The following is a 26224-nucleotide window of genomic DNA, read 5'->3' on the forward strand; positions in this document are numbered from 1 at the left end:
CTCTAAAACAATCCTTCCTGATCAAACTTTTTCGCAATGTAATTGGCGCCGAAAATCAAGATAATCCCGACAACCGATTTAAACAGACCGACTGCTGTACTGTAGCTGTACGCGCCTTGGGTAATCCCCATCATGTACACGTACGTGTCAAAAATGTCGGCCACACTGCGGTTGAGCGAGTTCGTCATCAAATACACCTGTTCAAAGCCGAGATTCAAAAAGCTGCCGATTCTTAAAATCAACAAAACGATAATGGTGCTTCTGATTGCCGGCAGCGTAATATGCCACATTCTTCTGAACCGGCCCGCTCCGTCCATAATGGCGGCTTCATACTGCTCCTGATCAACCGTCGCCAGCGCGGCCAAAAATAAAATCGTTCCCCAGCCTGTCTCCTTCCAGATGCTTTGCATCACGATCATCGGCCGGAACCAGTCCGCGTCTGATAAGAAGGAAATCTGCTCACCTGTCAGGCTCATGACCATTTTGTTGATCACACCGGTATCCACAGTAAAGAAAACAAAGGTGATGCTGACCACAATTGTCCATGAAACAAAATGGGGCACGTAAATAAAGGTTTGGATGCATCTTTTATACACGGCCTTTCTCAGCTCATTCAAAAGCAAGGCCAAAATGAGCGGTGCAGGAAAGGCAAACAAAAGATCCAGGCTCGCCAGCATGAGCGTGTTGCGCAGCAGCCGAAAAAAATCCGGATTCATAAAAAAGTCTTTGAAATAATCAAAGCCGACCCATTCGCTTTTCCAGAAGCCGAGATATGGAGAATAATCCTTAAATGCAATCAGCACGCCCCACATCGGCAAGTATTTGAATATCAAAAAATAAAGCAGACCGGGAATAAGAAGTAGATAAAGCCATTTGTCCCGTTTGAGTGCAGCCATCCAGCTGATGCCTTTTCCAGCAGTGAGAACAGGTGCATTACCCTTCTTCGGCACTGTTTCCATATCTGTTCTCCTTTCGTGATACCGGGGCGCCCGCCGAACGGCAGGCGCATCGGTTTATTTTGATGATTGATACAATTTGTTCAAGTCCTTCATCAGTTCATTGCCGCCGCTGTTTTTCCAAAGCTCCACCGCATCCTCGAATCCTTTTTCATCAATTTCTCCAATGATAAATTGTGTTCTCGCGTCGAGAATGATGTTGTCAAGCTGGGCTCCTTTTTGGGTATAGACATCAGATACAAGCGACTCAGCCGGGTTAAAGACGGCTATTTTTTCTCCTTCAGTTATAATGTCCTTGCGATGCTGGAAGAGCTTTGTTTTCTGGTCTTCGATGTAATACTCGCTTTTCGGAATCGACATGCTGAACTGCGCCAAGCCTTCATGCTCATAGAGGAGTGATTTGTTGTTTTTTTCAAGTGAGGTGAATACGCCGTCCTTGAGCTCGTAATTGCGGCCCTCCACGCCGTTGTTCGTGAGAATCTGCGCTTCCTTATCATTCATCTTATCGAGGAAGGACAGCACCTCTTTCAGCTCTTTTTCGGTTTTGACGCTTGATTTTGGTATCGCGATCATGCCTGAATAACCGGATGTCGGGAAGGTGCGCTTGCCATTCGGTCCCTCAAGCGAGCCGACGATATCAATGATATCCTTGTTCGACTCATCCGCCTCCTCCATCGCGCTTTGGATTTGAGACGCTCTGGAGCCTGTATCAACGATGACACCCGCTTTTCCTTTCACAACCGGATCGTTCCACTTCGCTGAATCCATGACCGCAAAGTCCTTATTGATTAAGCCTTCATCATAAAGCTTTTTAAAAAAAGTGAGCGCCTCCATGTATTCCTTCGTTGTAAAATCAGGAATCAGCTTTCCGTTTTCAACGCCGTAGCGGTTCGGAGCGCCGAACCAGATTTGCAGAACATCCCACGGGCTTCCGTTGCCGAGCCCCATCCATTTCGGCACGACCATGCCGTACGTATCATCCTTTCCGTTTCCGTCAGGATCTTTTTCCTTAAAGGCTTTCAGCACTTCATAAAAATCATCAATCGTTTCCGGCATATCCAGACCGACGTTTTTAAGCCAGTCGGTTCTGATGATCATACACGCTCTGATCAGGTCCCTCGTTCTGTAGATTCCGTACACCTCACCGTTCACCGAGCTGTTCTTCAAAATCTTTTCATCTGCCTGGCTTATATTCTTGTAGTCTTTCAAATAAGGAGACAGCTCCCAAAATGCCCCCGCTTTGACGGACTTGATAAAGCCCGCTGATTTATCTTTAATCACAATGGCATGAGGCATCTCTCCGGAAGCCATGACGATGTTGAATTTGTCGTTGTAGGATGAATCAGGCACCCATGTGACCTTAATATCTTTGCCTGTGTATTTTTCGAGCGCTTTTAACGAAGGGCTCTTTTCACTCGGGCTTTCCGGCGATAAGAGCGGCGCCATAATTTTGATCGTGTCTTTCGAACCGCCTGCTGAACTGGATGTTTCCGAATTGCTGCATCCGGCGATCATCATGGCAGCGAGCGGCAAGGCCAGCCATTTTTTTCGCATTCTATTTTTCATGATGCGTAAGTCCCCCTTTTTTCATTTTGCATTTCCCCTTTGCCCCTCCCAATATAAAGCGCTTACATAAATTCTTGCAATCTTCATTTTTTGCACCATTTCTCCTATGAAATTCCGGCTGTTATCCTTTTTTGCCGGATGTATCTTTTTTTGCCGGAAGGGAATCCCCGATCAGTTCCAGCGCTGCTATGACGTTCAAACACCATTGAGAGACGGTGTTCGTTGTCACCCACGGGAGCTCCTCCAGCTCCGTCCATGTTTCGATGCGCTCCGGTTTGATCGGAAGCGGCGTATGGCTCAGCTTATCATCAAGCAAAAGATTCCACGCTTTGGCAGCGAGATGAGAATCTTGTTTGTTTCTTGCGGCGTAGGCAGTCATGGCAGCGGCAAACATCGGCCAGTGAAAATGCCTGTCATGAAGCGCGCCTCCGCTTTTTTTCCGTTTTTCTTCATCACTGAGTGTGTAAAATTCGCCGAATTCACTCAGCATTTCCTCCCATTCCCGGTCATGAAGAAGCTCAGCCAGCTCCATCCACACTTGCGGCGCGCCGAAGGCAATGATCATATGATATCCGCCCGCTATGCCGTCTCCTATGTGATGAAGCATCGAGGTCGCCGGATCATATTCAAATGTCGGGCCGGATAATAAGCGGAGCGGCAGCCGCTTCAGGCAGCTGATACCCGTTTGGATTTTCTTAAGATAATCTGGATTTCTGGTACGCTCCCATTCAGTCAGCCAGTTCGAGCAAAACGCCGCCCAGTCCGGTCCTGTTCTCGCGTGGGTCGGGTACTTGCCTTTTTCGTAAAAAGCACGCATCGGATCGGTTTTGACGAGGGCGTAATCGGCGTCCTTCACTTCTGTCAAAAGATCTCCCGTCCGCTCATCTCCCGTCAGATAATAATAAAATTTATAAAGCCCAGCCATGCTGATCCTTGCTTCCTTGCAGCCGCATCCCCAGTGCACAACATTATGCCGTGAGCCAAGCCCTGCGTATTCCCCGAGATGAAAGCTATCCGTTTCGCTCGTGTGGCGGGTCATGGCTTCTGCCATACGGAAGATATCCTCTCTGCCAGAGCGGAAAAACGCCTGCCACAGCCATAAGGTCGGAACGAGCTCATTATTTTGCCATGCGTACCCGCCGAGATCATACCGCCACATATGCCGGATCGGGTCATACGTATGCATGACGTCGCCATAATGCCAAAACCCGTACCATCTGCGCTGCTCTACTTCCTTTTTGTAAAATAGAAAGGCGGCGTCAAGCTGTTCTTCCAGTTCTTTTTTAAGCGGATGGGATGTGTCAATGACACTCCAAACCCCCAGCGCCTTTGATTCGTAATAGACGTCTGGCTCGCATACAAGCAGCGGAGGCGCCTGCCATTTGTCAGCGAGCGTATTGAGAACATCGTCAGACGGTGTGCGAGAAAAGCACGACAGGCTGATTTCATTTGTATTGGCAATACCGGTCGGGTCAGAGCGCATTTCATCAAAGCCCTCATACGCGCTGACCACATAGGTGTTTCCTGTATAATGCCGCAAATCCATTGTCTCTCCATCCGGGGGCCAAAGCCAGACAGTCATTTTGGGATGGCTGCCGGCAAGACCTGTAATTTCCAGCGCTGACGGATATTTCTCAAAAAAATACCGCAGACCGAGTGCTATGCCGCCATTTTCGCCGCCCGCATAGCAGAGCCCCTTCGCCCGGCTGCCATGCAGCATGCCGACCCACGCATAATCTTTTCCGGTCCGTTTTGACAGGCTGTAATGATCGCTGGAATCCTGAACAAGCTTGACATCGTTCCAAATCGCATTCTGTGTGCCGTGCGCAAACCATTCCTTGTGCTCTTCACTTGGAGACAGTATTTCGCCATTGATTTGTTTTTGATAAAGCGGATACCGTTCACTAAATTTACGTGTGCCAAATAGCTGGGCGGGTTCTTTGTACATCCCTTTGTCTCCCGCAAAACGGAAATGTCGGTTGTACGGCTCCCCTTCCAGAAAAAGGTCAAACACTATGCCGAGCCCCTTAATGAAATCTTGTTTCCCATTCCTGTCAATCAGCTGCGTGTGTACGATGCCGATTTCAGACAGTCCAGCATAAAACGTCAATCGGATGACAAACGGCAGCCACTCCTCATTTGTTTTTTGGAGAATATGCACGCCCTCTATCTTGACCACCGCTTTGATAGGGCCGCTCTTCTCAATTGCCGCACGTTTGATGAGACTGACAGACGTTTCATGAAAAAGAGCCGTTTCCGCCGCCGTCTCTTTTCTCGTTTCTCTTATGGCAACGAGCCTCCCGCCTGCGGCGATCGGCTTTCCGTTAGTCTGCAATGATTGAATGAAGTCGGAGCCTGTTTTATGGATGGTACAGATGAGCATTCCTGTATCGACTTGGATGTGATGCTCTGACTCATTGATGCTGAGCGATTCGGTTGGCTGCGGGGCTTCTCCTTTTTGCACTGTAAAGCTTTGGTTTGCCTGTCCGCTGAACACCGCCGCGTGCTTCGTCCACTTGATGCTCCCGTCCGGCCAATAGGCCGACGGTTCGCTTTGCACATATCGGCTTACCGCATTTTCATTTACAAGCGCCAGTCGATCTCCTTTTTTCAATTCTCCTTTTTTCCATGGCACGCCCCACGTTACACCGCTTGTCACCTTTGGCTGTTCTGATAACCATTTGATCTTTTTCATCGGTCCTCTCCCTCCATAGAAAAAAGCTGATTCGATGCAAAGAATCAGCTACGATTTGTCAAACTGAATCACACGGTATTCATGCGGTCCGACCGCCAGCCTTCCCGCTTTCGCCGAACGGTTTGTCAACAGATCCGTTCCCGCTTCCGGCAGTGTCACGCTTCCGCCTTTTCCATCCATATTGATGATGATCCACACAAGGCCGTTATCGCCTTTGCGCGGGGCAACGATCGTGCCGGGTGTAACATCCGACCGGACAGAAATGGCTGCTTCAGCCGCGTAATGCCTGACGAGCGCTTCCAGCATTGCATCCCCTTCTTTCCCGGATGGAAGCGAGCCGAGCATGACGATTTTCCCTTTGCCGTACTTCTGTTCTGTCAGAAAAGCATGGCCTGCTCCCGGTCCTGATTCAACCGTGCCGAGGGTGTTTCCGTTCTTTGTATCAAACACCGCGCTCCACAGCCCGAGCGGCGCCGTGATGCCAAATGCTTTTCCTGTATTCATGTCCTCGTTCATTGGAAAGGTAAACAGCGTTTTGATCCCGGCTGTTTTCTCAAGTTCTCCAAGCCCGCAATCGGTATGAATGGTATGTTCGCTTGTGCGTCCTCCTGTCAGCGGACCGGCGATCCAGATGCCGCCCGCTTCAGCGAATGCCGAAGCTTTGTTGATAAATTCAGCAGACAGATACGGCACAAATGGCGTAAACAGCAAGCGGTAGCCGTCCAGCGGAACGCCTTTCGGAATGAGGTCACGGTGAATCCCCGTGTTAAGAATGCGTTCATAAAAGTGCGTCACTAGCGAACGGTGCTGGAGTCCCCGGTGAGGTTCAGTTTTGATAAATGCTTTTGCTCTGTCGGAATAAGTCATCGCTGCCTCGGCTTGAACGGGTTCAGTCGATAGAATGACCGGTTCGATTTCCTTTCTTGCCCGCTCGACCGCCAGCACATTTCGGTAGCCGACTGTGGGCTCGCCCCAGGCGCTCAGAACAGAACCGTGTGAAATCTCACTGCCTGAACGCTGCTGGCGCCACAGCCAATAGCAAAAGCCCTCGCTTCCTAAGGCGTAGGAGGATACAGCTTCAGCCTGCAAATACCCGTCGGCGTGCGGGAAAGCGGAGCTTTCGAGCGAGGCAGCATATGTCGGACTCGTTTCCAATATCCAAAACGGGCGCCCTTGTTTCAAATTTCTCCATAAATCACAGTTCAATAAGAAGGCAGAGGCGTTTTCCTGAGAAGCGTACGTATCATAGGAGGCAAAATCGAGACTCCGAAACATCCGCTCATTGTCCACACTGAACATGACAGAGCCGTTATGCGTGATCGGCGCATCCGAATAGCAGCGGATGATTTTGGCCTGTTCATCGGCAAATAAAGCGATCATCTCCATCGAAAACAGCTGATACATTGTGCTTAGTGAGGCGTGATGCAGAAACGGGGCTGGCCCCGGCTGCGGCACCTGCTCAAATGTCTGGTAGGTTTCGCTCCACACATCGGTTCCCCATGCTTCGTTTAACCGCTCAATCACGCCGTAGCGATTTTTGAGCCAGTCATGCCATAGGCGCAAGCACGTCTCACACATGCATTCAGCAACATGGCATTTAAACTCATTGTCGAGTTGCCAGCCGATCAGTCCCGGGAGCTGGCCAAGCTCCTTGGCGATGCTTGTGGTGATGATGGCGGCTTTTTTTCGGAAATACGGGTTGTTCGTACAAGCATGCTGACGGGATCCATGCCCCATGACCTCTCTTTTTTCGTTTACATGCATGCGCTCCGGACTGCCGTGCGACAGCCAAATCGGCGGTGTTGGCGTCGGCGTGCACATGATCGTTTCGATGCCGTTTTCATACAGCCGGGTGATGATCTCTTTGAAAAAACCAACGTCAATTTTTCCTTCCTCCGGCTCCATGACGGACCAGGCAAATTCGCCGATCCGCACCACATTGATGCCAGCTTCACACATCATGTCAATGTCCTGCTGAATCGTCTCCTCATCCCATAATTCCGGATAATAGCAAGCGCCGTGATATAGTTTTCTCCTCACATTTTTCACCCTTCTTTGATGATCGATTCTGTCAATGGCAGGCCGAGCTCCTTTATGCCTTTTGTCACAAGTTTCGCCATTTCATTTGCGCCCTTTTTTGTAAAGTGCGTGTAATCGTTAATTCCTTCTGAAACCATAAAATAGGTATACACTTTTTCCTCTCCCTTTTCGGTAAAGAAAGCGAGGCTTTTCTCCATCAGATCAATGAGCTGGACATTCTCCTCATCAGCCGTTTGCTTCATGGCAATGCAATAATCAGGAAAGTCGTTCAAAAACGCGCCGTTTTCGTAATGAAAGCGGGCTACGGGGGTAATGAGAAGCGGATGGGCGCCTTTTTCTCGCGCACCTGCGATATACTGCTTTAAATATTGTTTATAGGTGGTATAAGGCTCGGTGTAGCGCTCCGGCTTATTTTTCGACGCGTCATTATGACCCATCTGCACAAACAGCCAGTCATCCGGCTCGATCACATCAAGGATCGCCTGAAGCCTGCCCTCTTCCACAAATGTTTTCGAGCTTCTTCCCCCGATCGCCCTGTTAATCACTTGAATATACTCCGGCAGATGTGAGCCGAGAAACTGTCCCCAGCCCCCTTGATTTGTGCTGTCTCCATACGTTTGAACAGTCGAATCTCCGGCAAGATAAATGTTATTTGCCACTTCTTATTCCCCCTCGTTTTTTTCATTTCATATGGCTTCGATCATGGTAGCCCTTCCCTTGAAAAACCGGTGAGTGCAACGCCTGAACATTGTTCGTCTTGCCCTTTGATAAGCCATCCTTTCAAAGCAGTCAGCTTTTGCTTTGTATACCACCATACGTTCCTCCTATAGCGGCGCCTCCGCTTTGCCGCCCGCTATGTACAGAGCGGGCTTCGGCGGTTTTTTCATCCCCGTTCCGAGATAAAAGCTCGTATGCGGCGGCTGGTTGTAGGCGGTGTTCTGCCAGGCGATGCCGAGCCTGTAAACCGGGTCGTGCATGAGCGTGTAAAAGCGGTAGCGGGTGAGATGTGTCGTTGTATAGATGCGAAGTGCACTGCTGTCTTCCGTTCTCCATATCACTTCTTCCCGCCAGTCTCCGAACAGATTGGCCTGAAGAACAGGGTTTCCTTTCGTGCCATTGTTGGACAGCACGCCGTCCGGCTGAAAAATCGTCTTCAGACAGCGCTTTTCAGCATCCCATTTTTCAATCTTTGGCCTGCCGATTGTTCCGTCCCAGTCATGATCGAGCAGTTCCCTGACCAAGTCGCCGTCCCACCAGATGGCGAAATTGGCTGAGGCAGGCGCTTTGTCGCTGATTTTTTCTCCTTTGCTCGTAAAAAGGCCGTATGACATTCCGTCATTGCCCGGCGGATCAATTCCCCAGACAAGCGACCCTTTGTAGTTTGGGTCGATATGAGCCGCCATGCCTCTGCCGACATCTGTCCCGGCATGGACGCCCCATAATATCTCGCCGGTTCCGGCATCTCGCAGTGACAGTCCGTACGGCTTCGTGGCATCCTCATGCACCTGAAACACTTCAGGCCCTTTTCGGGAGGGATCCAGATCCCCTACATGCATCGCGTCTCCATGTCCGAGCCCCGTTGTGTACAAGCCAGTGCCGTCATGATCGACCACCATGGCGCCGTAAATGATTTCATCCTTCCCGTCTCCGTCAACGTCCGCCACGCTCAAGCTGTGGTTGCCCTGCCCTGCGTACGCTTCATTACCCGGCTGATTGGAGTCAAATAGCCAGCGCTTTTTAAGCCTCCCGTTTCTGAAATCGTATGCCACGAGCACCGCTCTCGTATAGTAGCCGCGCGCCATCACGAGGCTCGGCCGTTCCCCATCCAAATAAGCGATTCCGGCGAGAAAACGGTCCATGCGGTTTCCGTAGCGGTCTCCCCAGTCCTCCAGCTTGCCGCGGGGCGGTTCATATTCCACGGTCGTGAGCGCTTCACCGTTTTCTCCTTTAAACACCGTCAAATATTCCGGACCGGACAGGATTCTGCCCTGTTCATTTCTAAAATCGGCATGCTCATCGCCGATGATGTGTCCTTTCCCGTCTGTTGTGCCGTCGGCTGTTTTCATGGCGATTTCTGCTTTTCCGTCACCGTCCAGGTCATAAACCATAAACTGGGTATAATGCGCGCCCGCTCTGATGTTTCTGCCGAGGTTAATGCGCCACAAAAAGGTGCCGTCCAGTTTATAGGCATCTATAAGAACCTCCCCGGTATATCCGTTATGGGCGTTGTCTTTGGAATTGGAAGGGTCCCACTTCAGGATGATTTCATATTCTCCATCCCCGTCCACATCCCCGACACTGGCATCATTGGCGCTGTAGGTGTACGGCTTTCCATCCGGCGTCACACCGCCTTCCGGTTTGTTAAGCGGAACCTCTAGGACATTTTCCCGCCAGACGGGAGCTTCTTTGGAAAGCTTTTCTTCCCGTCCTTTATTGACGGCCGCCACCTGATAAACAGAGTCCGCCGTCCCGTTTTGATCAAGAAAATTGGTGCTGTCCGCGATCGGCTCGCGGGTGATCCGCTTTCCGTCCCGATAAAGGTGAAAAGCCGTCGTCTCATGATCCGTTCCGAGAAAACGCCAGCTGACAAACACGCCCTGCTCTGTCTTGACCGCAATTAGACCTCTGGTCAAGTATTCCATCTGCCTCTTTTTTGGTTTCATTTGATGGGAACGGGCTGCAGGCAGCCCGTTCCTCCCCCCCTTTCTGTTAAGGCGTATACATATTCGGTTTTGGCTGTTCCGCCATGCCGTCCCCTAAAAAGAAGCTTGTGTGCGGCGGCTGATTATACGCGACATTTTGCCAGGCGATGCCAAGCCGGTACACAGGATCGTGCATCAGCGTGTACAGCCTGTGCTCAGTCGGAATGGTCGTGGTGTAAATGCGGAGCGCACTGCTGTCCTCCGTTCGCCACACAACTTCCTCACGCCAGTCACCGAGCAGATCAGCCTGAAGTGCCGGTGTTGCTTTTGTGCCGTTGTTGGCGGCCGCGCCTGACGCAGTCAGCACATTTTTCGATACGCCGTTTTGATAATCCCACTTATCGATTCGGTTGCTGTCCAGCTGTTCCCGCAGCAAGTCGCCGTCCCACCAGATGCCGAAGTTGGTCGAGGATGGAACGCTGCTTCCGATTTTGACTCCTTTCGCTGAGTAAAGAGAACCGTTTGCCCATACTTCCTGTCCCGGGTAACGCGGGTCAATATCAGCAGCCATCCCCCGGCCTACATCCTTGCCGGCATAAACGCCCCAAAGGATTTTTCCGGTTGCCGCATCACGGAAGGATAAGCCGTATTTTGCGTTTTTGTCCTCATGCACCTGAAACACCTCAAGACCAGGCCGGCTCGGATCAAGATCCCCGGTATGGAGGGCATCCCCGTGGCCTAAGCCAGTCGAGTACATGCCTTTGCCATCATGATCAACAGCCATTGAGCCAAAAATGATCTCATCTTTACCGTCTCCGTCAACATCCGCGATGCTCAGGTTGTGATTCCCCTGTCCGGCAAACGCTTCATTTCCCGACTTCGAAGAATCAAGCGTCCAAAGCTTTGACAGCTTTCCGTCTCTGAAGTTATAGGCGACAAGCATGGTTTTGGCATAATACCCTCTAGTCATGATCAAGCTCGGCCGCTGTCCGTCGAGGTAGGCAATGCCGGCGAGAAAACGATCAACCCGGTTGCCGTAGCTGTCTCCCCAATCCGACACATTGCCGCGCGCCGGTTCAAAGTTTGCGGTGACAAGCTCTTTCCCGGTTGCACCTTGAAACACAGTGAGATATTCAGGGCCTGAAAGCACACGCCCCTGTTCATTTCTGTAATCAGCATTGGCATTTCCAATCACTTTGCCCGTGCCGTCTTTTGTCCCGTCTGCCGTTTTCATCGCCACTTCCGCTTTTCCGTCACCATCAAGGTCATACACCATAAACTGGGTGTAATGCGCTCCCGCTCTGATGTTTTTGCCGAGATTGATCCGCCATAATTTCGTTCCGTCCAGTTTATACGCGTCAATCAGCACGTCACCCGTATAGCCATCCTGTGAATTGTCCTTTGAATTAGACGGGTCCCATTTCAGGATCAGCTCGTATTGCCCGTCTCCATCCACATCGCCAACACTTGCGTCATTGGCGCTGTAGGTGTAAGCTTCACCCTTTGGCGTCGTGCCGCCAGCCGGTTTATCCAGCCGGACAGAATGATACGGCTGCGCCCATACGGAGGCTTTTTCAGAAGCCGCCTGTTCGGTTCCGTTTACGATAGCCCGAACCGTATACGCAGAGCCCGCCGATCCGTTTTTATCCACATAGTTCGTGGTTTTGACAGGCGCAGCATTCAGCTTTTGCCCGTCTCTGTACACATTGAACGAAACCGATGCGTTTTCAGTGCCAAGAAACCGCCAGCTGACAAAAATGCCGCCGTCCGTCTTGACCGCCACAAGCCCCCGGTTCAGCGCTTCCATCTGCCGCGCTGCCCCTTCAGCTTTCACAGGACATACAGAGGCTCCCATCACCAACAAGACCAGCAACGTAACAGCGGTACATATGAGTTTCCTTCGTGTAATCATCAGACAGCTCCTTCTCATTTATCTGTAAGCGCTTACTTAAATTGGATTTTATGCGTTGCGGGAGCTGTCTTCAATTTCACTTTTTTGCATCTGCCTTTTTCGGACACTGCACTTTTTTGCGCGATTGTCATTTTTTTGTTACCCGGCTTGGCGGTGTTGGACCTCTGTCTTTTGAAACCCTCTGAAAGCAAAAAACATCGACACAAGCCCAAATAAACATGGGCCGTAAAATGGAATCAGGCCTGGGAGCGTATACAGCAAATAAAGGACAAATCCGCACCCGATCAGCATACAGCCGGTCGTCAGCGGCCGCATGGCGCCAAACAGCAGCGCTTGAGGAATATATTTGCGAAGCGGGAGCTGGTAGTGCACATAAAGGGGAAACACATACATCAATGCGACGATATACAAAAGACCCGCAAGCAGCGTGCAGCTCGTCACGGTAAAGGACAGCCAATCCGTACTGGCTGAAAAATAATGATAATTCGCGGACAATATGAGCAAAAGAGCAACAAACGCCAATCCGATCGCATTGACCTTGAGAAACTCTTTTTTGTAGATAGCGAGGAATAACGGAAACACCGGGACATCCTTCTGCCCCATCAGCCATTTCCGAATGACGGCACACATCGCGGCTGTGCTCGGCGCCCAGCCGAAAAGAACGCCGCCCAAAAGCGTAAACAACAGCCACAGCCCGTTGAGCCACGCAATTTTCACCACCGCTTCGCAGCCCGCATAGAGCGCATCCGTTACCGTCGTCTTCATCTTCTCACCGCTTGATACACAGCAAAATCTTGATAAGCCGCTTTCATGGGCGCCATCTGCCGGAATCCGATTTTCCCTTTCGTTAACACAGGCCCATACGTACTGCCGTCGTCCATCCACTCAAGAATGGGCAGATCATTGATTGAAAAGTGCACATAACCTTTGTCTTTGATGAGCTTCATATGATACGGAGAATCAGCGTCGTCTGGAGAAGGCAGCGGATCGGCTCCCATCGCGGCGAGGTGGAAACCGCGGCTTTTTCTTAAATTACAAGTGCGGAATGCTCTTTCCTCCGCGTATTTTCTGCGGAAATACGACAGATGGAGCGCGTTGATGTCCCCCGAATGATATTCGGGGTATTTTCCCGTTCTTTTCTTGAGACTCGGATCAAACAAATCCTCGCCTCCAATCCCCGCAGCGGAAAAAAACAGCATACACAGTCCCGGCTGCTCAATCGGAGAGAAGTCCCACGTCACAATGACGCCGTCTGGAAAGGTTTCGGGGCACCAAAAGACAAAATGTGCTTCGTCTTGAACATGCGACAGGTGCAAGCGGTGATCGTCAAATGAGATCTGTCCGCCTCCCTCCATCCGCCAGTCCTTCACATCGCTTACTGACCGGAGCGGATTGCGGTACAGGCACGCGCCTTCCTTATACATATTCTTTTCCCTCCCGGCTCACAAGGTGGTCCTTCAGCGGAAGGCCGAGCTCTTCAATGCCTTCTGCCACAAGCTTCGCAACCTCCATTGCCCCTTCTTCCGAAAAATGCGTATTGTCCTCAATGCCGTCCGGATAATTCGGATGTTCATTCGGCTGAAACCAAACGAACAATCGCTTCGACTCCTCCGGTCCGTATGCTTCATAGAGCTCCTTTGTTTTTGCAAGCAGATCAATCACGGGCACATCAAGCTCCTTCGCCAGTGCTTTCATCGCATCAGGGTACTCGCCGAGCGTATGCTCAATCCGCCCGTTTTCATCGAAGCGTCGGCGCTGCACTGATGTGATAAACACAGGATGCGCTCCCTTTTCGCGTGCCGTATCTGCAAACAGGGTGAGAAATTGCTGAAACGTGGAGTACGGCTTCGTCCCGCGCGGTTTCTGGTCATTGTGGCCGAATTGAATAAACAAATAATCGCCTTGCGTGATGCGCTCAGCAATCGACTGAAGCCTTCCTTCCTCCACAAAAGAATTGGTGCTCGCTCCTCCTTTGGCGTGATTGTGCACCTTCACATCTTCAGAAAACAATTGCCCGAATACCTGCCCCCACCCCGCCATCGGCGCTTCATGAGGCGGGCAGTCACTCACGGTGGAATCCCCCGCTAAAAACACTTGAATCGGTTTCTCCATCACATGTTCTCTCCTTTCAAGGCGTTTCCTGATACATTTGCCTGAAGACACCCGGCGGCATGCCGACCTGTTTTTTAAAAATCCGATTGAAGTAATTGTTACGGTAGCCGACTGCTTCTGACACATCATGAATTTTTTTATTTGTATTCACCAGCAGTTCTTTCGCCTTTTCGATTCTGATTTGGGTTACATAATCAATAAAATTAATGCCGGTTACTTGCTTAAATGCCTTGCTTAACGTATATGAATTCATGCCGAGCGCATCGGCACAGCTTTCCAGCGAAATATCCGACATATACTGTTCGTGAATCATGGCTATGACACGTTCCGCCAGCTGCTTTTGCTGTCGGTTTTTTCTGCCCTCAAGCTTGGAAAGATAAGGCGTTACGACAGCATCCATCAGCCAGGCCGCCGCTTCACCGGGTTCGCGCAGTTCTGAAATGTCAAGAAGCAGATCCCGATGCTGAAGCAGTTCACTCGGATTGAGCCCGGAATGCAAAATATCCTCCTGAATACGGGAAAACAGCTGAATCAGGGCGGAGTGCACATGCCTGTCTATAGCCGCCTTTTCCGCCAGTTCCTCCATAAATACACGAATCAGTTCCTCGGCCTCCTGTTTTCTTTCCAGTCGGATAGCCTGAACAATTTGTTTTTCCAGCTCAAAAGGATAATAGGGGGCGGATTGCTCATCCTGAGGAAAGTCTGCCTGCAAATCAATCACCTGATGCCGGTTGGCAAACTGCCTGCGGGATTTGCCGCTTTTCACATCTTGAAATAAAGCAGGGATCTCTGTGACACGCTCCGCCTTCCTGCTCATCGTTCCGGTCAGGCTTAATCCGGTGACATCACCAAATTGGCATGCCAGCTCCGTTACATACTCCTTCAGATCAGAGCTGTTTGTTTTCATCACAAGCACGGTGACGGAAAGCCGGCCGATATCAAGTATGGAGGGATGAAAACAGCGTTTTGCCGCAAGCTCCTCGGCCAGATTGGTCAGGGTAAATACAGCGAGCTGTTCATCCCCTTCACGGAAGATGCTTTTTTCAGAGCGGAGGCCTGTCACCTGAAGATCAAGCACATGAAACACGTTTTCTCCGATGCTCCATCCTGCCTCCTCCATCCGCGATCTGAGGCTTTCCTCGTTGTCATAGTAAAAATCGCCCTGCAAGAGGTGCTGTAAAAAACTCTTTTTCATGTGGGGTGTCTGCCGTAGGAGCTGCTCTTGAAGCTTCCGGCTTTCAAGGGATAAATCATGCCATCTCTTTTCAATCCACTTGAATTCATCCTGCCCGGACGCCTGCCATGTTTTCTTCTCTCCGCCGGTAAACAAGCCAAGCAACTGCTGAATGGGACGATAGATTTTTTTCGATGCATACCACGTCATGCACACCGCTAAGATAATGCAAATGACAAGCATCACGATGATCACTTTTGATAAAAACACCATCGGCGCTGTAATGGCTGAAAGAGGCGCCGCTGACACAAAGGTCCACTTCTGATGCATTCGGTTCATTTCCCCAAAGGAGACGGAATACACCGTGCCGTCCCATTCCATCTGAAAATGGCCTTTCTCGTCCGGCTGTTTTTGTACCTCTTCAATTAAAGTCTTTTGAAAATCTTTTTCTCCCTCATGAAATAGAACCTTCCGATTTTGATCCAGAAGCAGCGCACTGCCATCAGGATAAGGGGACAAGCTTTGCAGAATCGACTCCATTTCTTTCGGATCAACCGCCAGCATGATCGCGCCAAACGGTTTCTCCGCCGTGCCCGGAATGAGCTGGATCAGCATCGCCTGATTTCCCGACCGGTTCCAATAAATACTGTTGTCTGAGGCAAGCAGCGGGCGATACTTGCGAAGTGCCTCCTGTTCTGTCAAAGCGCTGTATTCGGGGCTCAGCACAAGAGGCCGGGGGCTGTTCAGAAAGATGGAAGCCTGCTCAATCAGCGGCTGCTGGTCCCGTAAAAGAAACAGCTTTTTCGTTAATTGATAGGAGAACGTAAAGTCTTTCTCCAAATCCCTCTCGGCCAATCCGTTCATCAGCGAAGAATCGTATGCCATCTGGGTGAGAGTCAGCTCGAGCACTCCAAGCTTCTCATCCATCCGGCTGACTTCACGCGCCACCTGTGTTTCATGCGATTTCTGCAGCTCTTTCTCTACCTTGTCGATCGAAAGAAAGTAGATAGCGCCGCCAGTCAGCAATCCGGGAATACAGGCAATCAGCAAAATGAAGACAAAGTTTCTTTTGAAATACGTTCCCTTCCAGCGTGAAACCCGTTCCTTCTGTTGAGGCTGTTTTTTCATCCCTTTCCCCCCGCCGCCGTCTTTACTGATACACGCGTTTTTTCGTTCTCAAAACATCAGCAAGAAAAGTCAGCGCAAGTCCCTGTCCCCATCCTTGTATTCGTTTGTAAGGCACCTGTTTGTATCCGTCGGCATTATTCATGACGGCTGTTCCGGCCGATACCTTGCTGACCCGGCCGTCCTCTTCCACCGCATCCAAAATGGCGGAAAGCGATTTCTGCACGTATTTTGTATAGAGCTTTCCGCTCGACAGCAGAGCAGAGGCAATGCCCGCCGATGCCGACACCTCGAGATACGAATCCGGATCATCCAAAATGGTATGCCACAACCCTGATTCATCCTGAAGCCGGACGAGCGCACTCAGCTGATCTCTGAGCGATCCGTCGATGATCATAAAGGAGGGATGTGTCACCTCAATGAGCGGGAGCGCCTTCGCCATCGTGAGTGCTGCCCAGCCATTCGCCCTGCCCCAATAAATCCCTGAAAGATGATTTTGCGCTTTGTTGTCCCAGGCGTGGTAGTACAAATTCGTGACAGGGTCTTGAAGCACGTCTTCATGTCCGTGAAACTGGCGCAGACCGTCTTCAAAATAATCCTCGCGCTCCATCACCCGCCCGATTCTCAGCATAAACAGCCCCGCCATCATCAGCGTATCCGCCCATGCCTGCTCAGGAAACACATATTCAGCCGAATTCACCGTATGCTGAAGGATGCCCTCGCCGAAGCGCGGTGCTTTATGCAGCACATATTCCGCCATCTCGCCCGCTGTTTCCAAATACACGTGATCACCCGTCACCTTGTGGAGGAACAAAAGCGTATGCCCGATGGAAACCCCGTTGATCGAAAGCGGCGGCAGCCCATCCTCCAGCTGTTCATCCACCCACGTTTTTAGCAGATTGATATATTCTTCGTTTTCCGTCGCTTCATAAGCCTCCGCCACGCCGTAAAACGCGACGCCGCCCGGCCAATCCCACGCAAAATCCATCTGAAATGTCCGTTTCACGATCCGGTCAATGACGGACGTCACCTTTTCTTCATCAAAAATAAGCTGTGCCATCTGCAACACTCCTTTTTATTTTAATCCGGTCGTACTGATGCCCTGAACGATATATTTCTGAAACAAAAAGAATACGAGAATCACAGGCAATAACGAGACGGCCGACATGGCAAACATCGCACCCCAGTTCGAAGCCGATTCCGTATCAAGGAAAAGCTTCAGCGCAAGTGAAACAGGATAAAGCTCCGGCTTATTCAAATACAGGAGCGGCTGAATCAGCTCTTCCCACTTCCAATAGAAGGAGAAAATCGCAGACGTGGCAAGCGCCGGGGCAATCAGCGGCAGAATGATCCGCCAAAAGCAGGCAAAGCGCCCGCATCCATCGATTCGCGCGGCTTCATCCAGCTCCTCGGGAATCGTCCGGATAAACTGGATCATCAGAAAGATAAAAAACGCATGCCCGAAAAATTGCGGAACAACAATCGGTTTAAAAGAATTCAGCCAGTCTAATTTCGCAAACAAAATATACTGCGGAATCATCAGCACTTCATGCGGCAGCATTAACGTCCCCATCATGCAGGCGAACCAAAATTTTTTTCCCTTGAACGGAATACGGGCAAATCCATACGCAATGACAGCAGATGACAGGACGGCACCGATTGTTGACACCCCGACAATGATCGCCGAGTTTTTAATAAAGGTCAGAAACGGCTGCCCCGCAATCCCCTTCCATCCTTCAGCATAGTTACTGAGAATAAAAGGATCGGGAATGAGAGAATGAGAGGTTGTAAAAATACTGGAGCTTTCCTTAAACGAGCTGACAAACAGCCAAATGACCGGGTACAGCAATAACACCGCCAGCGATGCGGTAAAAACATGGAACAGTATGCGTTTGGGCCTGACGCGCCCGGCTTTTTTTCTCTCAAAAACCGGGGCTTCTCTGACAGGCTGGTTGACCGGCTCCATCCATCATTCCTCCTTTGACTCGTAATGAACCCAATATGACGATGTTTTAAACAAAATCAGCGTAATCAGCCCGACAATGAGAAGCATGACCCACGCCATCGCCGATGCGTAGCCCATTTGAAAATAGTTAAACGCCCGCTGGAACAAATAGAGCGAATATAAAAGCGTCCCGTCAAGCGGCCCGCCCTCGCCCTTTGAGATGATATAGGCAGGTGTAAACGTCATAAAAGCAGAAATCGTCTGCATTACCAGATTGAAGAAAATAATCGGCGTAAGAATCGGAAGCGTGATCTTAAAGAAACGCTGCACCCGATTTGCCCCGTCCACGCTGGCCGCTTCCAAATACGAAGACGGAATGTTTTTCAGCCCGGCCAGAAAAATCAGCATTGATGACCCGAACTGCCAGACAGACAGCAGAATCAATGTCCACAGCGCACTTATCGGGTCCTGATACCAAAGAATTTTTTGATCAATCCCGACGAAAAACAGCAGTGCATTGATGACCCCGTCATTGCCAAAAATATTGCGCCACATAATCGCCACGGCCACGCTCCCGCCGATGATGGAAGGCAGATAAAAAAGCGTTCTGTACATGGCCGTTCCTTTTGATGCATTGTTTAAAATGACAGCGATAAAAAGCGCGAAGCCGAGGCGGAGCGGAACCCCGGCAAGCACATACGTAAACGTCACCTTCAACGACTGCCAATACTTTTCGTCACCCGTAAACATTTCCTTGTAGTTGTCGAGCCCGATCCACTTCGGCGCCGTAAACAAGTCATAGCTTGTGAAGGACAGAAACAGGGACGCCCCCATCGGAATCACCGTAAAACAAAGGAACCCGATAATGAACGGAGAAATAAAAGCATATCCCGCCAGATTGTCTTTTCTCATGCTCCGGCTTTTTTTCATTGCGTCAGCCCCATTTCCCGTCAATTATTTCTCTCTAATATCTCATTGGCCTGCTTCCGGAACGTTTTGGCGGCTTTTTTCGGCGATATCTTCTGATACAGAATCTGATCAGACGTATCCTTCAGCAGCTTGATGACCTCCGCGCTTCCCACAGGCTCCGGCGGATCGGCTTTACTGATGTTTTTTGATGCTGTTTCTACATATTCCACGATGTTGGCTTCTTTCTCATTCAGCTTCGGTTTAATCGCATCCGCTACCTTGTCGGATACCGGTACACCCCGCTCGCCTTTGATCAGCATGTTTGCCTCTTTATTGTTGACGAAGAAGTCGATAAACTTTGCTGCCTCTTTTTTATGCTCAGAGCTTTTCGGAATCGAAAACAGCATACTCGGCTTCAGCGTCAGCGCCTTTTCCTTCATTTGCTCCGGCGGCAGATAAAGAGACAGCGGCGAGTCTGTCAGCCGGGCAAATCCCAAATATTGATTGGAGTAGTTCCACGTAATCGCTGATTTGCCTTTGACGATAAAGTCGTCCTCCATCCCTTTAATCTGTGCGCTTTCATCAGGTGTTGGGGATGTTTTTGCTTTCACCAGCCTCAGCTGCCGTTCAAAATAATCGACGAACAGCTGATCATCGTGATACGCGAGGCCTGTGCCGTCTTCTTTATAAAAACGCTCACCCTTCGTGCGCAAATAATAAGGGAAGAAAATATCAGGCGGATGCATTCCGTTAGAGCCGTAGACGCCGGCTTTTCCCTGAAGATCATACGCCAGCTTCTCGTAATCCTCCCACTTCCAGTTTTCCTGATTGATGGACACACCGGCTTTCTTCAGCAAATCATCATTCGCAATTACAGACAGCACGTTGACGCCTAGCGTAAATCCATAGAGCTTATTGTCAATTTTTCCGCCCGACAGCATATTCTCCTCGATTGAACTGACATCAATCGTTCCATCCTTTGTATACGGCGTTAAATCTTCCAGCTGGTTCTTCTTGCCGTATTGTGCCAAATAAGCGGTATCCATTTGAATGACATCGGGAAGCTGGCCGGCGGCAGACATCGGCGCAAGCTTTTTCCAGTAGTCATCCCAGTTCGCAAATTCCGCATCAATATGGACGTGCGGATTCTTTTTCTCATATAGTTCAATCACCTTCGTTGTATAATCATGCCTTGGCTGCCCGCCCCACCATGCGATTCTGAGCGTAATGTCTTCTTTTTTCCCCGATGCCTCTTCGCCCGCAGAACATCCGCTGAAAAAAAAGACGCAGACAAGCGATAACAGCACGAAACAAATCTTCTTCAAACCAATCCCCCCTTTAATGTAAGTGCTTACATTTTATTTTAAAGCGTTCAGATGGGGCGAAACACTCAAAAAACAGTGACGAAAGTAAAAAAAACAGAGATGGCTATCCTGCGGAAGCGCCTCCCTGTTTTCTTCTGAATTCTGACGGTGTCAGACCGGTATATTTTTTAAAGACGAGACTGAAATACTTTGGATTATCGCCAAACCCGATTTCTTCCGCGATCTCTGAAACACTCACGTCCCGCCTTAATTTCATCTGCTTCATCGCATGCTCAAGACGCACTCGCGTAACGTATTGGGAAAATTTCTCGCCTGTTTCCTGCTTAAATAATTTCCCGAGATAATCAGGATTCATAAACAGCATATCCTTCGCCGCCCACTTCAAGGAGAGATTCGGATTTCCGAGCTCGTCGGCAACAAGCCTGATCATTTTCGATATCACTGCGCTCCCGTGCAGGTCACCAGACGCTTCGGCTGTGTCACGAAACAGCTGCCCCGCGTTCCGAAGTTCTCCCGCCTGGCTGATGGCTATCTGGCGGTTCGCGAAAACGTCCGCCGCCTTGTCAGCGGCGTTCTCCGCCACAGCGAGCACGGTACACTCTCCGCTGCTGCAAACCGCTGTCAGCGCAGAACCGAATGCCTCTTTGGCCGCGGCATCAACAGATTGTTCCCCTTTTAAAATCAGGAGGCGAACCTTTTTTTCGGCAAGTGAAGGCGGCGGAGACAGCTGGGCTACGCCGGCGATCAAACCCTCCAAGTATTGATCGGCAGCAAAGGAACGGATATGATCGAGCTCATGTTTCAGATGGGCGGTTTTCTTTTTCCGCACCTCATGCTGCTTCAGCTCAGCAATGATTTCCTCCAGCGAGCTGATAATTTGCTGTTCATTGCAGGGCTTCAGCAAATAATGCTTTACACCGTATTTCATGGCTTCCTTCGCATACTCAAACTCTCCAAACCCGGACAGGACGATAAATTGAACCGACGGACTCACGGCTGACACCTTTTTGATCAGCTCAAGCCCGTCTATGCCGGGCATTTTGATATCTGTAATAACGATATGCGGCTGCTTATATAATATCTTGTCATACGCCTCATTCCCGTTCAGCGCTTTGCCGATCAATGAAGCACCAAGCGCCTCCCACTCAATGATTCCTGCCATTCCGTCAAGAATAATCCTCTCATCATCAGCTAGTAATATCTTATACATCACGCCACCTCATTTCGGCACGGTATTGTGATCACAATCCTCGTTCCCTTTCCTTGCTCACTTTGAATGTGCAAATCATACGACTCTCCGAATGTCAGCCGGATGCGTTCACGGATATTCCAGAGTCCGATTCCTCTTCCGCCCGATGTTTCGAGGATCCGCTCATCCATGCCGGGGCCGTTATCTTCGACCGTAATACAGACACAATTCTTCGTCTTTTTTGCCTGAAGGCGGATGGCGCACGGCCTTGTGAAGGGCTCAAGCGCGTATTGTATCGCATTTTCCGCCAGCGGCTGGAGCGTCAGTTTTGGAATGAGGCAATGCTTCACTTCTTCGTCGATATCCAAAGTGAAGTTCAGGCGCTCTTCAAATCGAAACCGCTGAATGGTCATATAGTGAAGAACGATGTCCGCCTCCTCCTGAATGGTCACTGTATCTTTCTCCATATGTATGCTGTTACGCAGAAGAAAACCGAGCGATTCCACCATTTTTGAGATTTGCTTTTGCTGATTCGCCTTTGCCAGCCAATTGATGGACTCGAGTGTGTTATATAAAAAATGGGGGTTAATCTGGGCTTGCAGTGCTTTCAATTCGGTTTCTTTAATGATAAGCTGCTTCTCCACATTTTCTTCCATAAGCTCATTAATCCGTTTCATCATGACCGTAAAATGGCGGTTCAGCATGCCGGCCTCATCCTGTGTATGTTCTGGCAGAGATAGAGATACACCCGCTTCAAGACCGCCGTGCTGCACCGATTTCATCGCGGACACAAGCTGCTCGATCGGCTCCGTAATGCTGTTGGCGATTTTCCGTCCGAAAAGCAAAACCACACAGAAAAACAGAAGAAAACACGTGCCGATCACCGTTTTCATAAAGGAAATTTTTGCGAACATCTGATCAAAGGGGATGACATTATAGTAGCTCCAATTTTGATAGGATGATTGAAGAAAAGAAATAAAATAACGTTTGCCATTCTTTTTTATCAAGTCATAACCGGGGTGCTTTAGCGTCTCTTTTGCCGCCTCAGGCGCAAGCACCGAACCATGTGCCGAATACACCAAATTCCCGCTTTGGTCAGCGATCATCATGTCTCCGACCGAATCGCCCCAATCCTTCGGCAAATCACGAATCATCTGTTTCACATTGACTTGGATCAGCACCATACCCAAGCCATTCAAACTCAGCTGGTGATAAGATCTGATTTGCCGCGCTGAAATCAGGACAGGATCTGAACCGCCGAGCGTCATCCAAAGATTTCTGCCATTTTTCGCTTTGGCTCGTTTAAACACCTCTTCCTGCTGCTGCTCCAAAAGATCTGAAGAACTGCTTCCGGCTGAATACTCTGAGCCGCGGGCATCGATCAAATGAATGGAATCGATGTACTTTTCATCGCTGGCATATTCCGCCAGCTGATCCCACAGCTCCTGCTTCATTTGATACTGATCGTACGTATCATCACGATTTTGCATGCTCAGGATGCGCTGAATCTGTTCGTCCGTAATGATTTCATATGACACATCCTCTATTTTCTTTAGCTCGTCTTCGATCCTTTCAGAAGACATCCGCAGCACCTCCGAGGATTTGCGGTAAATCTGCTCATCATACACATGAAAGGCGTATTGCACCCCGCTGTATACAAACAGAAAGGACACGGCCATAATCAGTGAAAGGAACACAAACAGCTTATCCTTAATCTTCATCCGCCTGTACCAGCCAGCAACTCTTTTTTTCATGCCGCCTTTTCTTTCTCCTGCCGCTGATCCATTGAGCAAAACGCTTTAAAGGATAGCTTTGTTAAAATCAGGCTAAGTAAACTCCCGCTGAAAAACAGCAAAAATGTGACATGAAACAGCACAAGAAACAACACACCGACAGCGCCCGCCGCCATAAGGAGCGTCACCGCCGGACGGCTGAAGGCAATCAAAAAGCTGATGCTCAGCACCTCTCTGATTTTCACATCAAAATGAGAAAACACCGGGAACACATACAGCACAACAAATGCGAAAATCAGGCTGATGCTCAAGAACACATTGACAAGCACAGGCTGATTCATTTGAGCCGCAATCCGCATATCCGCAAACAGAAACAGGCCGGCTGTCACAACAATAAGCCCGAGGATTTGCGCTGCCCGCCACTCCTTTTTAAACGCCCGAAAAAAGACTGAAAAGACCGGGGCATCCGTGTTCCCCTTCGCCCATTCTCTCGCCACTGAAAACATCGCTGCAGTAGCGGGCATCAGCCCAAATACAACCAGACCTGCAAGGGAAAACAAAATCCAAAGCACATTCAAATAGGCTAATCTCATCACCCACGTACAAAAACGATTCAGCCCATTCGTCACACTGTGTATCATCAACATCACCTTCCTGCTACAGAAAACGCTTTCATTTTAAAGTAATATGTATTTCTCCTTCCGAAAGAAAATTCCTGCCGTCTGTGAAAAATTCGACATCATGAGAGCAGCCGCCGCTCTTATTTTTTCCTGTATCGCCGGATGACTTTTCCGATCAAATATCCGGCAATGGATCCGCAAATGACATTGAATCCAAGCATTCCGAGCACTGCCCCCTCCCAGCCGCGTACATAAACGAGGCTGTACCAAATCGCAAACACGCCGAGGACAACCAGCCCGGCCAACATCCATTCCGGCAACCTTCTGTCAGGAAGCTTCATCCGTACAAAAAACGAGACGCTAGTGAACAGACAAGCCGTCACGATCCCTATCACAAATAAAATTGGCCACATCGCCTGCCCTCCCTTTTAGAAAAAGACAAAAAAGCCTCCTGCAAAGGACGCTTATTCTGCCGAAATCTCTTTCTCAAATAAATGATACCCGGATGCATCGGCACCCATAAATTGATATCCCATACGCCGATAAAAGGAGTGCAAGGCGTCGTTATCAGCGACACAGTCAAGCCGGATCCGTATTTTTCCCGGATAGTCAACACCCGTCTCTGCCCAATGAAGAACACGCGCGCCAAGCCCCTGTCCTGCAAACCGGCGGCTGACCGCTAGGCGGTGCAAATAAATGGACTCCTCATGCCCATCATCTCCCCAAAGTGTCCTGTCCCACTCGCTCGGTTCCGGCAGCAGCATCACGACAGCCGCAAGCTCTTCGTCTTTTTTAAACACAAACACATGTCCATTTTCAATTGAACCCGTGATATCATGTATATCTTGCCCTTCCAGCAGCCCGCTCCATTGAGTAGAGCCCCGATCCCGGAGCCATTCAGCTGTTCGGACGAGCAGCCCGGTAATTGATTCTGCATCCTCATATACAGCCGGACACGCGTAAAATCCATCAGCAATCGTTTCACTCTGAATCTTAAAAGATGACATAAAGGCCTCCCAATCAAAAAGTAAGCTTGCACACACCTTGATTATAATGCAGACCTAACAGCAAAAACAGACATTTTCTCTGTATGTAAAAAGGGTGCATGAAAGAGAGGCCCATCTGCCCATTAGAAAAACTTCTTTTTATCCCGTTCTTCTTTTAAAATCTCAACCGCTTCTCTGAAGCGCATAGAATGCACGATTTCACGTTCACGCAAAAAACGCAGGGAATCGTTCAAATCAGGATCATCCGATATATCGATCAGCCATTGATACGTCGCCCGCGCCTTTTCTTCTGCCGCAATGTCTTCGTATAAATCGGCAATCGGATCGCCCTTCGCCTGGATATAGCTCGCTGTAAACGGCACGCCCGCCGCATTGTGGTAAAAAAGCGCGCCATCATGATTGGCGTAGTGATCGCCGAGCCCGGCTTCACGCAGCTGCTCCGGCGTGGCATCTTTCGTCAGCTTATAGACCATGGTCGCAATCATTTCCAAATGGGCAAATTCCTCCGTGCCGATATCCGTTAAAAGGCCGATGACCTTATCAGGAATCGTATACCGCTGGTTCAAATACCGGAGAGCTGCGGCCAGTTCGCCGTCCGCTCCGCCATACTGCTCAATCAAATATTTCGCCAGCGTCGGATTGCACGTACTGACCTTGACAGGGTATTGCAGCTTCTTTTCATACACCCACATTCAGGCATTCCTCCTTATACTTGCCACGGCCAAGGCCCTTTTCCCCAATCCCAATCCTCGCCCGCGGGGCTGTTTCCGAACTGCAGAAGCGGTCCGTAAGAGGATTCGAACTGTCTTTTTAAGTGCCTTGAATAACCGGAGTATTGATTGAATTGCTTCAGCGCGTCTTCATCATGAGGATGTGTATTTAAATAAAGGCTCAGCTCAACGAGCACAAAATCAGCGGCCTGGATTTGCTCAAGCTGACGGTAATATTCGGCATCAATCTTTTTTGCCATGTACGTCTCCCCCTCGATAAGGGTTTTCATAAAAATCATAGAGATCCTTCCAAAGGGTGCCTTTCCTTAAAGCCTCCATTGGCGAGAACTGCTCCATATGCTCAGGCTGAAAGGTCATATAAAGATTAGGCGGCGTTCTGTAATATTTCTTCCCTATGGGCGGACAGGGATCAAAACGGCTGTGAAAGGGCGTGTATGTTTTGATAGGCGTAAACGGCTGCATATCCTTCATTCCGGCTCCTCCTTTCTCAAAAACAATGACCTTAATAGGTATGAGGCAGGAGGCATCATTATGACTGAAAGA

At 49.8% G+C, this 26224-nt stretch carries 22 protein-coding genes and 1 pseudogene; all 23 read right to left on the reverse strand.

All coding sequences use genetic code 11. The annotated features are described in order from the left end of the window. Positions 1-2 precede the first annotated feature (2 nt). The 23 genes and pseudogenes from BSI_RS06930 to cotJA all read right to left on the reverse strand — a co-directional run bounded on the left by BSI_RS06930 (position 3) and on the right by cotJA (position 26152). The gene (locus BSI_RS06930) at positions 3-959 is read right to left on the reverse strand and encodes an ABC transporter permease (RefSeq protein WP_003239999.1); all 957 of its coding nucleotides are present in this window, start codon (positions 957-959) and stop codon (positions 3-5) included. A gap of 54 nt (positions 960-1013) precedes the next feature. Then, complete coding sequence (locus BSI_RS06925) at positions 1014-2522, reverse strand: extracellular solute-binding protein (RefSeq protein WP_003240001.1); 1509 nt, start codon at positions 2520-2522, stop codon at positions 1014-1016. A 121-nt stretch (positions 2523-2643) separates the two neighbouring features. After that, the gene (locus BSI_RS06920; protein ID WP_003240003.1) at positions 2644-5217 is read right to left on the reverse strand and encodes an exo-rhamnogalacturonan lyase family protein; all 2574 of its coding nucleotides are present in this window, start codon (positions 5215-5217) and stop codon (positions 2644-2646) included. A 48-nt stretch (positions 5218-5265) separates the two neighbouring features. Beyond that, the gene (gene yesZ, locus BSI_RS06915) at positions 5266-7257 is read right to left on the reverse strand and encodes a beta-galactosidase YesZ (RefSeq protein WP_003240005.1); all 1992 of its coding nucleotides are present in this window, start codon (positions 7255-7257) and stop codon (positions 5266-5268) included. Between the two features lie 5 nt (positions 7258-7262). Beyond that, positions 7263-7916 (reverse strand): rhamnogalacturonan acetylesterase, encoded by a 654-nt coding sequence (locus BSI_RS06910; protein WP_003240008.1) that lies wholly within the window; start codon positions 7914-7916, stop codon positions 7263-7265. A gap of 165 nt (positions 7917-8081) precedes the next feature. Continuing rightward, on the reverse strand, positions 8082-9920 hold the full coding sequence (gene rhgX, locus BSI_RS06905) for a rhamnogalacturonan exolyase (protein WP_050556895.1): 1839 nt from the start codon (positions 9918-9920) through the stop codon (positions 8082-8084). Between the two features lie 46 nt (positions 9921-9966). Continuing rightward, a complete protein-coding gene (gene rhgW / locus BSI_RS06900; RefSeq protein WP_032732201.1) occupies positions 9967-11811 on the reverse strand; it encodes a rhamnogalacturonan lyase in 1845 nt (614 codons plus the stop codon). A gap of 138 nt (positions 11812-11949) precedes the next feature. After that, positions 11950-12576 (reverse strand): YesL family protein, encoded by a 627-nt coding sequence (locus tag BSI_RS06895; protein ID WP_003240013.1) that lies wholly within the window; start codon positions 12574-12576, stop codon positions 11950-11952. Continuing rightward, complete coding sequence (locus tag BSI_RS06890) at positions 12573-13235, reverse strand: YesU family protein (RefSeq protein WP_003240015.1); 663 nt, start codon at positions 13233-13235, stop codon at positions 12573-12575. The genes BSI_RS06895 and BSI_RS06890 overlap by 4 nt, the downstream gene beginning before the upstream one ends. Beyond that, entirely contained in the window at positions 13228-13926 is a 699-nt protein-coding gene (gene rhgT / locus BSI_RS06885) for a rhamnogalacturonan acetylesterase (RefSeq protein ID WP_080030867.1), read from the reverse strand. The genes BSI_RS06890 and rhgT overlap by 8 nt, the downstream gene beginning before the upstream one ends. Before the next feature lie 13 nt (positions 13927-13939). Beyond that, positions 13940-16225 (reverse strand): transcriptional regulator YesS, encoded by a 2286-nt coding sequence (gene yesS / locus BSI_RS06880; protein ID WP_003240019.1) that lies wholly within the window; start codon positions 16223-16225, stop codon positions 13940-13942. Positions 16226-16247: 22 nt separating this feature from the next. Beyond that, positions 16248-17282 carry a rhamnogalacturonyl hydrolase YesR gene (gene yesR / locus BSI_RS06875; RefSeq protein ID WP_003240020.1) on the reverse strand — a complete coding sequence of 345 codons (1035 nt, stop codon included), beginning with the start codon at positions 17280-17282 and terminating at the stop codon, positions 16248-16250. Positions 17283-17297: 15 nt separating this feature from the next. Next, entirely contained in the window at positions 17298-18188 is an 891-nt protein-coding gene (locus tag BSI_RS06870; RefSeq protein ID WP_003240021.1) for a carbohydrate ABC transporter permease, read from the reverse strand. Positions 18189-18191: 3 nt separating this feature from the next. Then, entirely contained in the window at positions 18192-19121 is a 930-nt protein-coding gene (locus tag BSI_RS06865; protein WP_080030868.1) for a carbohydrate ABC transporter permease, read from the reverse strand. Then, on the reverse strand, positions 19118-20401 hold the full coding sequence (locus BSI_RS06860) for an ABC transporter substrate-binding protein (RefSeq protein WP_003240026.1): 1284 nt from the start codon (positions 20399-20401) through the stop codon (positions 19118-19120). The genes BSI_RS06865 and BSI_RS06860 overlap by 4 nt, the downstream gene beginning before the upstream one ends. Positions 20402-20504: 103 nt before the next feature. Next, positions 20505-21611: a response regulator transcription factor gene (locus BSI_RS06855; protein WP_003240028.1), complete on the reverse strand. Its 1107-nt coding sequence runs from the start codon at positions 21609-21611 to the stop codon at positions 20505-20507. Further along, positions 21611-23344, reverse strand: a complete 1734-nt coding sequence (locus tag BSI_RS06850) for a cache domain-containing sensor histidine kinase (protein ID WP_003240029.1) — start codon at positions 23342-23344, stop codon at positions 21611-21613. Before BSI_RS06850 ends, BSI_RS06855 begins: the two co-directional genes overlap by 1 nt. After that, the gene (locus tag BSI_RS06845) at positions 23341-23970 is read right to left on the reverse strand and encodes a YesL family protein (protein WP_003240031.1); all 630 of its coding nucleotides are present in this window, start codon (positions 23968-23970) and stop codon (positions 23341-23343) included. Before BSI_RS06845 ends, BSI_RS06850 begins: the two co-directional genes overlap by 4 nt. Before the next feature lie 113 nt (positions 23971-24083). Then, a pseudogene (locus tag BSI_RS06840) lies at positions 24084-24385 on the reverse strand (YesK-like family protein). Between the two features lie 22 nt (positions 24386-24407). After that, complete coding sequence (locus BSI_RS06835) at positions 24408-24950, reverse strand: GNAT family N-acetyltransferase (RefSeq protein WP_003240035.1); 543 nt, start codon at positions 24948-24950, stop codon at positions 24408-24410. 122 nt (positions 24951-25072) lie between these two features. Then, positions 25073-25642, reverse strand: coding sequence for a spore coat protein CotJC (cotJC, locus tag BSI_RS06830; protein ID WP_003240039.1), 570 nt, complete (start codon positions 25640-25642; stop codon positions 25073-25075). A gap of 14 nt (positions 25643-25656) precedes the next feature. After that, positions 25657-25920: a spore coat protein CotJB gene (gene cotJB / locus BSI_RS06825; protein ID WP_003240040.1), complete on the reverse strand. Its 264-nt coding sequence runs from the start codon at positions 25918-25920 to the stop codon at positions 25657-25659. After that, positions 25904-26152 (reverse strand): spore coat-associated protein CotJA, encoded by a 249-nt coding sequence (gene cotJA / locus BSI_RS06820; protein ID WP_003240042.1) that lies wholly within the window; start codon positions 26150-26152, stop codon positions 25904-25906. The genes cotJB and cotJA overlap by 17 nt, the downstream gene beginning before the upstream one ends. Positions 26153-26224: the final 72 nt, after the last annotated feature.

This window comes from Bacillus inaquosorum KCTC 13429, from assembly GCF_000332645.1.
Taxonomy (GTDB): Bacteria; Bacillota; Bacilli; order Bacillales; family Bacillaceae; genus Bacillus; species Bacillus inaquosorum.

Bases quoted from the DNA above. Each gene is read 5' to 3' on its own strand.
- cotJC (WP_003240039.1), bottom strand. From the start codon at position 25,642: ATGTGGGTGTATGAAAAGAAGCTGCAATACCCTGTCAAGGTCAGTACG.
- BSI_RS06930 (WP_003239999.1), bottom strand. From the start codon at position 959: ATGGAAACAGTGCCGAAGAAGGGTAATGCACCTGTTCTCACTGCTGGA.
- BSI_RS06895 (WP_003240013.1), bottom strand. From the start codon at position 12,576: ATGAAGACGACGGTAACGGATGCGCTCTATGCGGGCTGCGAAGCGGTG.
- cotJA (WP_003240042.1), bottom strand. From the start codon at position 26,152: ATGAAGGATATGCAGCCGTTTACGCCTATCAAAACATACACGCCCTTT.
- rhgX (WP_050556895.1), bottom strand. From the start codon at position 9,920: ATGAAACCAAAAAAGAGGCAGATGGAATACTTGACCAGAGGTCTAATT.
- BSI_RS06845 (WP_003240031.1), bottom strand. From the start codon at position 23,970: ATGTTGATGATACACAGTGTGACGAATGGGCTGAATCGTTTTTGTACG.
- BSI_RS06890 (WP_003240015.1), bottom strand. From the start codon at position 13,235: ATGTATAAGGAAGGCGCGTGCCTGTACCGCAATCCGCTCCGGTCAGTA.
- BSI_RS06870 (WP_003240021.1), bottom strand. From the start codon at position 18,188: ATGGAGCCGGTCAACCAGCCTGTCAGAGAAGCCCCGGTTTTTGAGAGA.
- yesR (WP_003240020.1), bottom strand. From the start codon at position 17,282: ATGGCACAGCTTATTTTTGATGAAGAAAAGGTGACGTCCGTCATTGAC.
- rhgW (WP_032732201.1), bottom strand. From the start codon at position 11,811: ATGATTACACGAAGGAAACTCATATGTACCGCTGTTACGTTGCTGGTC.
- BSI_RS06925 (WP_003240001.1), bottom strand. From the start codon at position 2,522: ATGAAAAATAGAATGCGAAAAAAATGGCTGGCCTTGCCGCTCGCTGCC.
- BSI_RS06920 (WP_003240003.1), bottom strand. From the start codon at position 5,217: ATGAAAAAGATCAAATGGTTATCAGAACAGCCAAAGGTGACAAGCGGT.
- BSI_RS06850 (WP_003240029.1), bottom strand. From the start codon at position 23,344: ATGAAAAAAAGAGTTGCTGGCTGGTACAGGCGGATGAAGATTAAGGAT.
- BSI_RS06855 (WP_003240028.1), bottom strand. From the start codon at position 21,611: ATGTATAAGATATTACTAGCTGATGATGAGAGGATTATTCTTGACGGA.
- yesS (WP_003240019.1), bottom strand. From the start codon at position 16,225: ATGAAAAAACAGCCTCAACAGAAGGAACGGGTTTCACGCTGGAAGGGA.
- BSI_RS06835 (WP_003240035.1), bottom strand. From the start codon at position 24,950: ATGTCATCTTTTAAGATTCAGAGTGAAACGATTGCTGATGGATTTTAC.
- cotJB (WP_003240040.1), bottom strand. From the start codon at position 25,920: ATGGCAAAAAAGATTGATGCCGAATATTACCGTCAGCTTGAGCAAATC.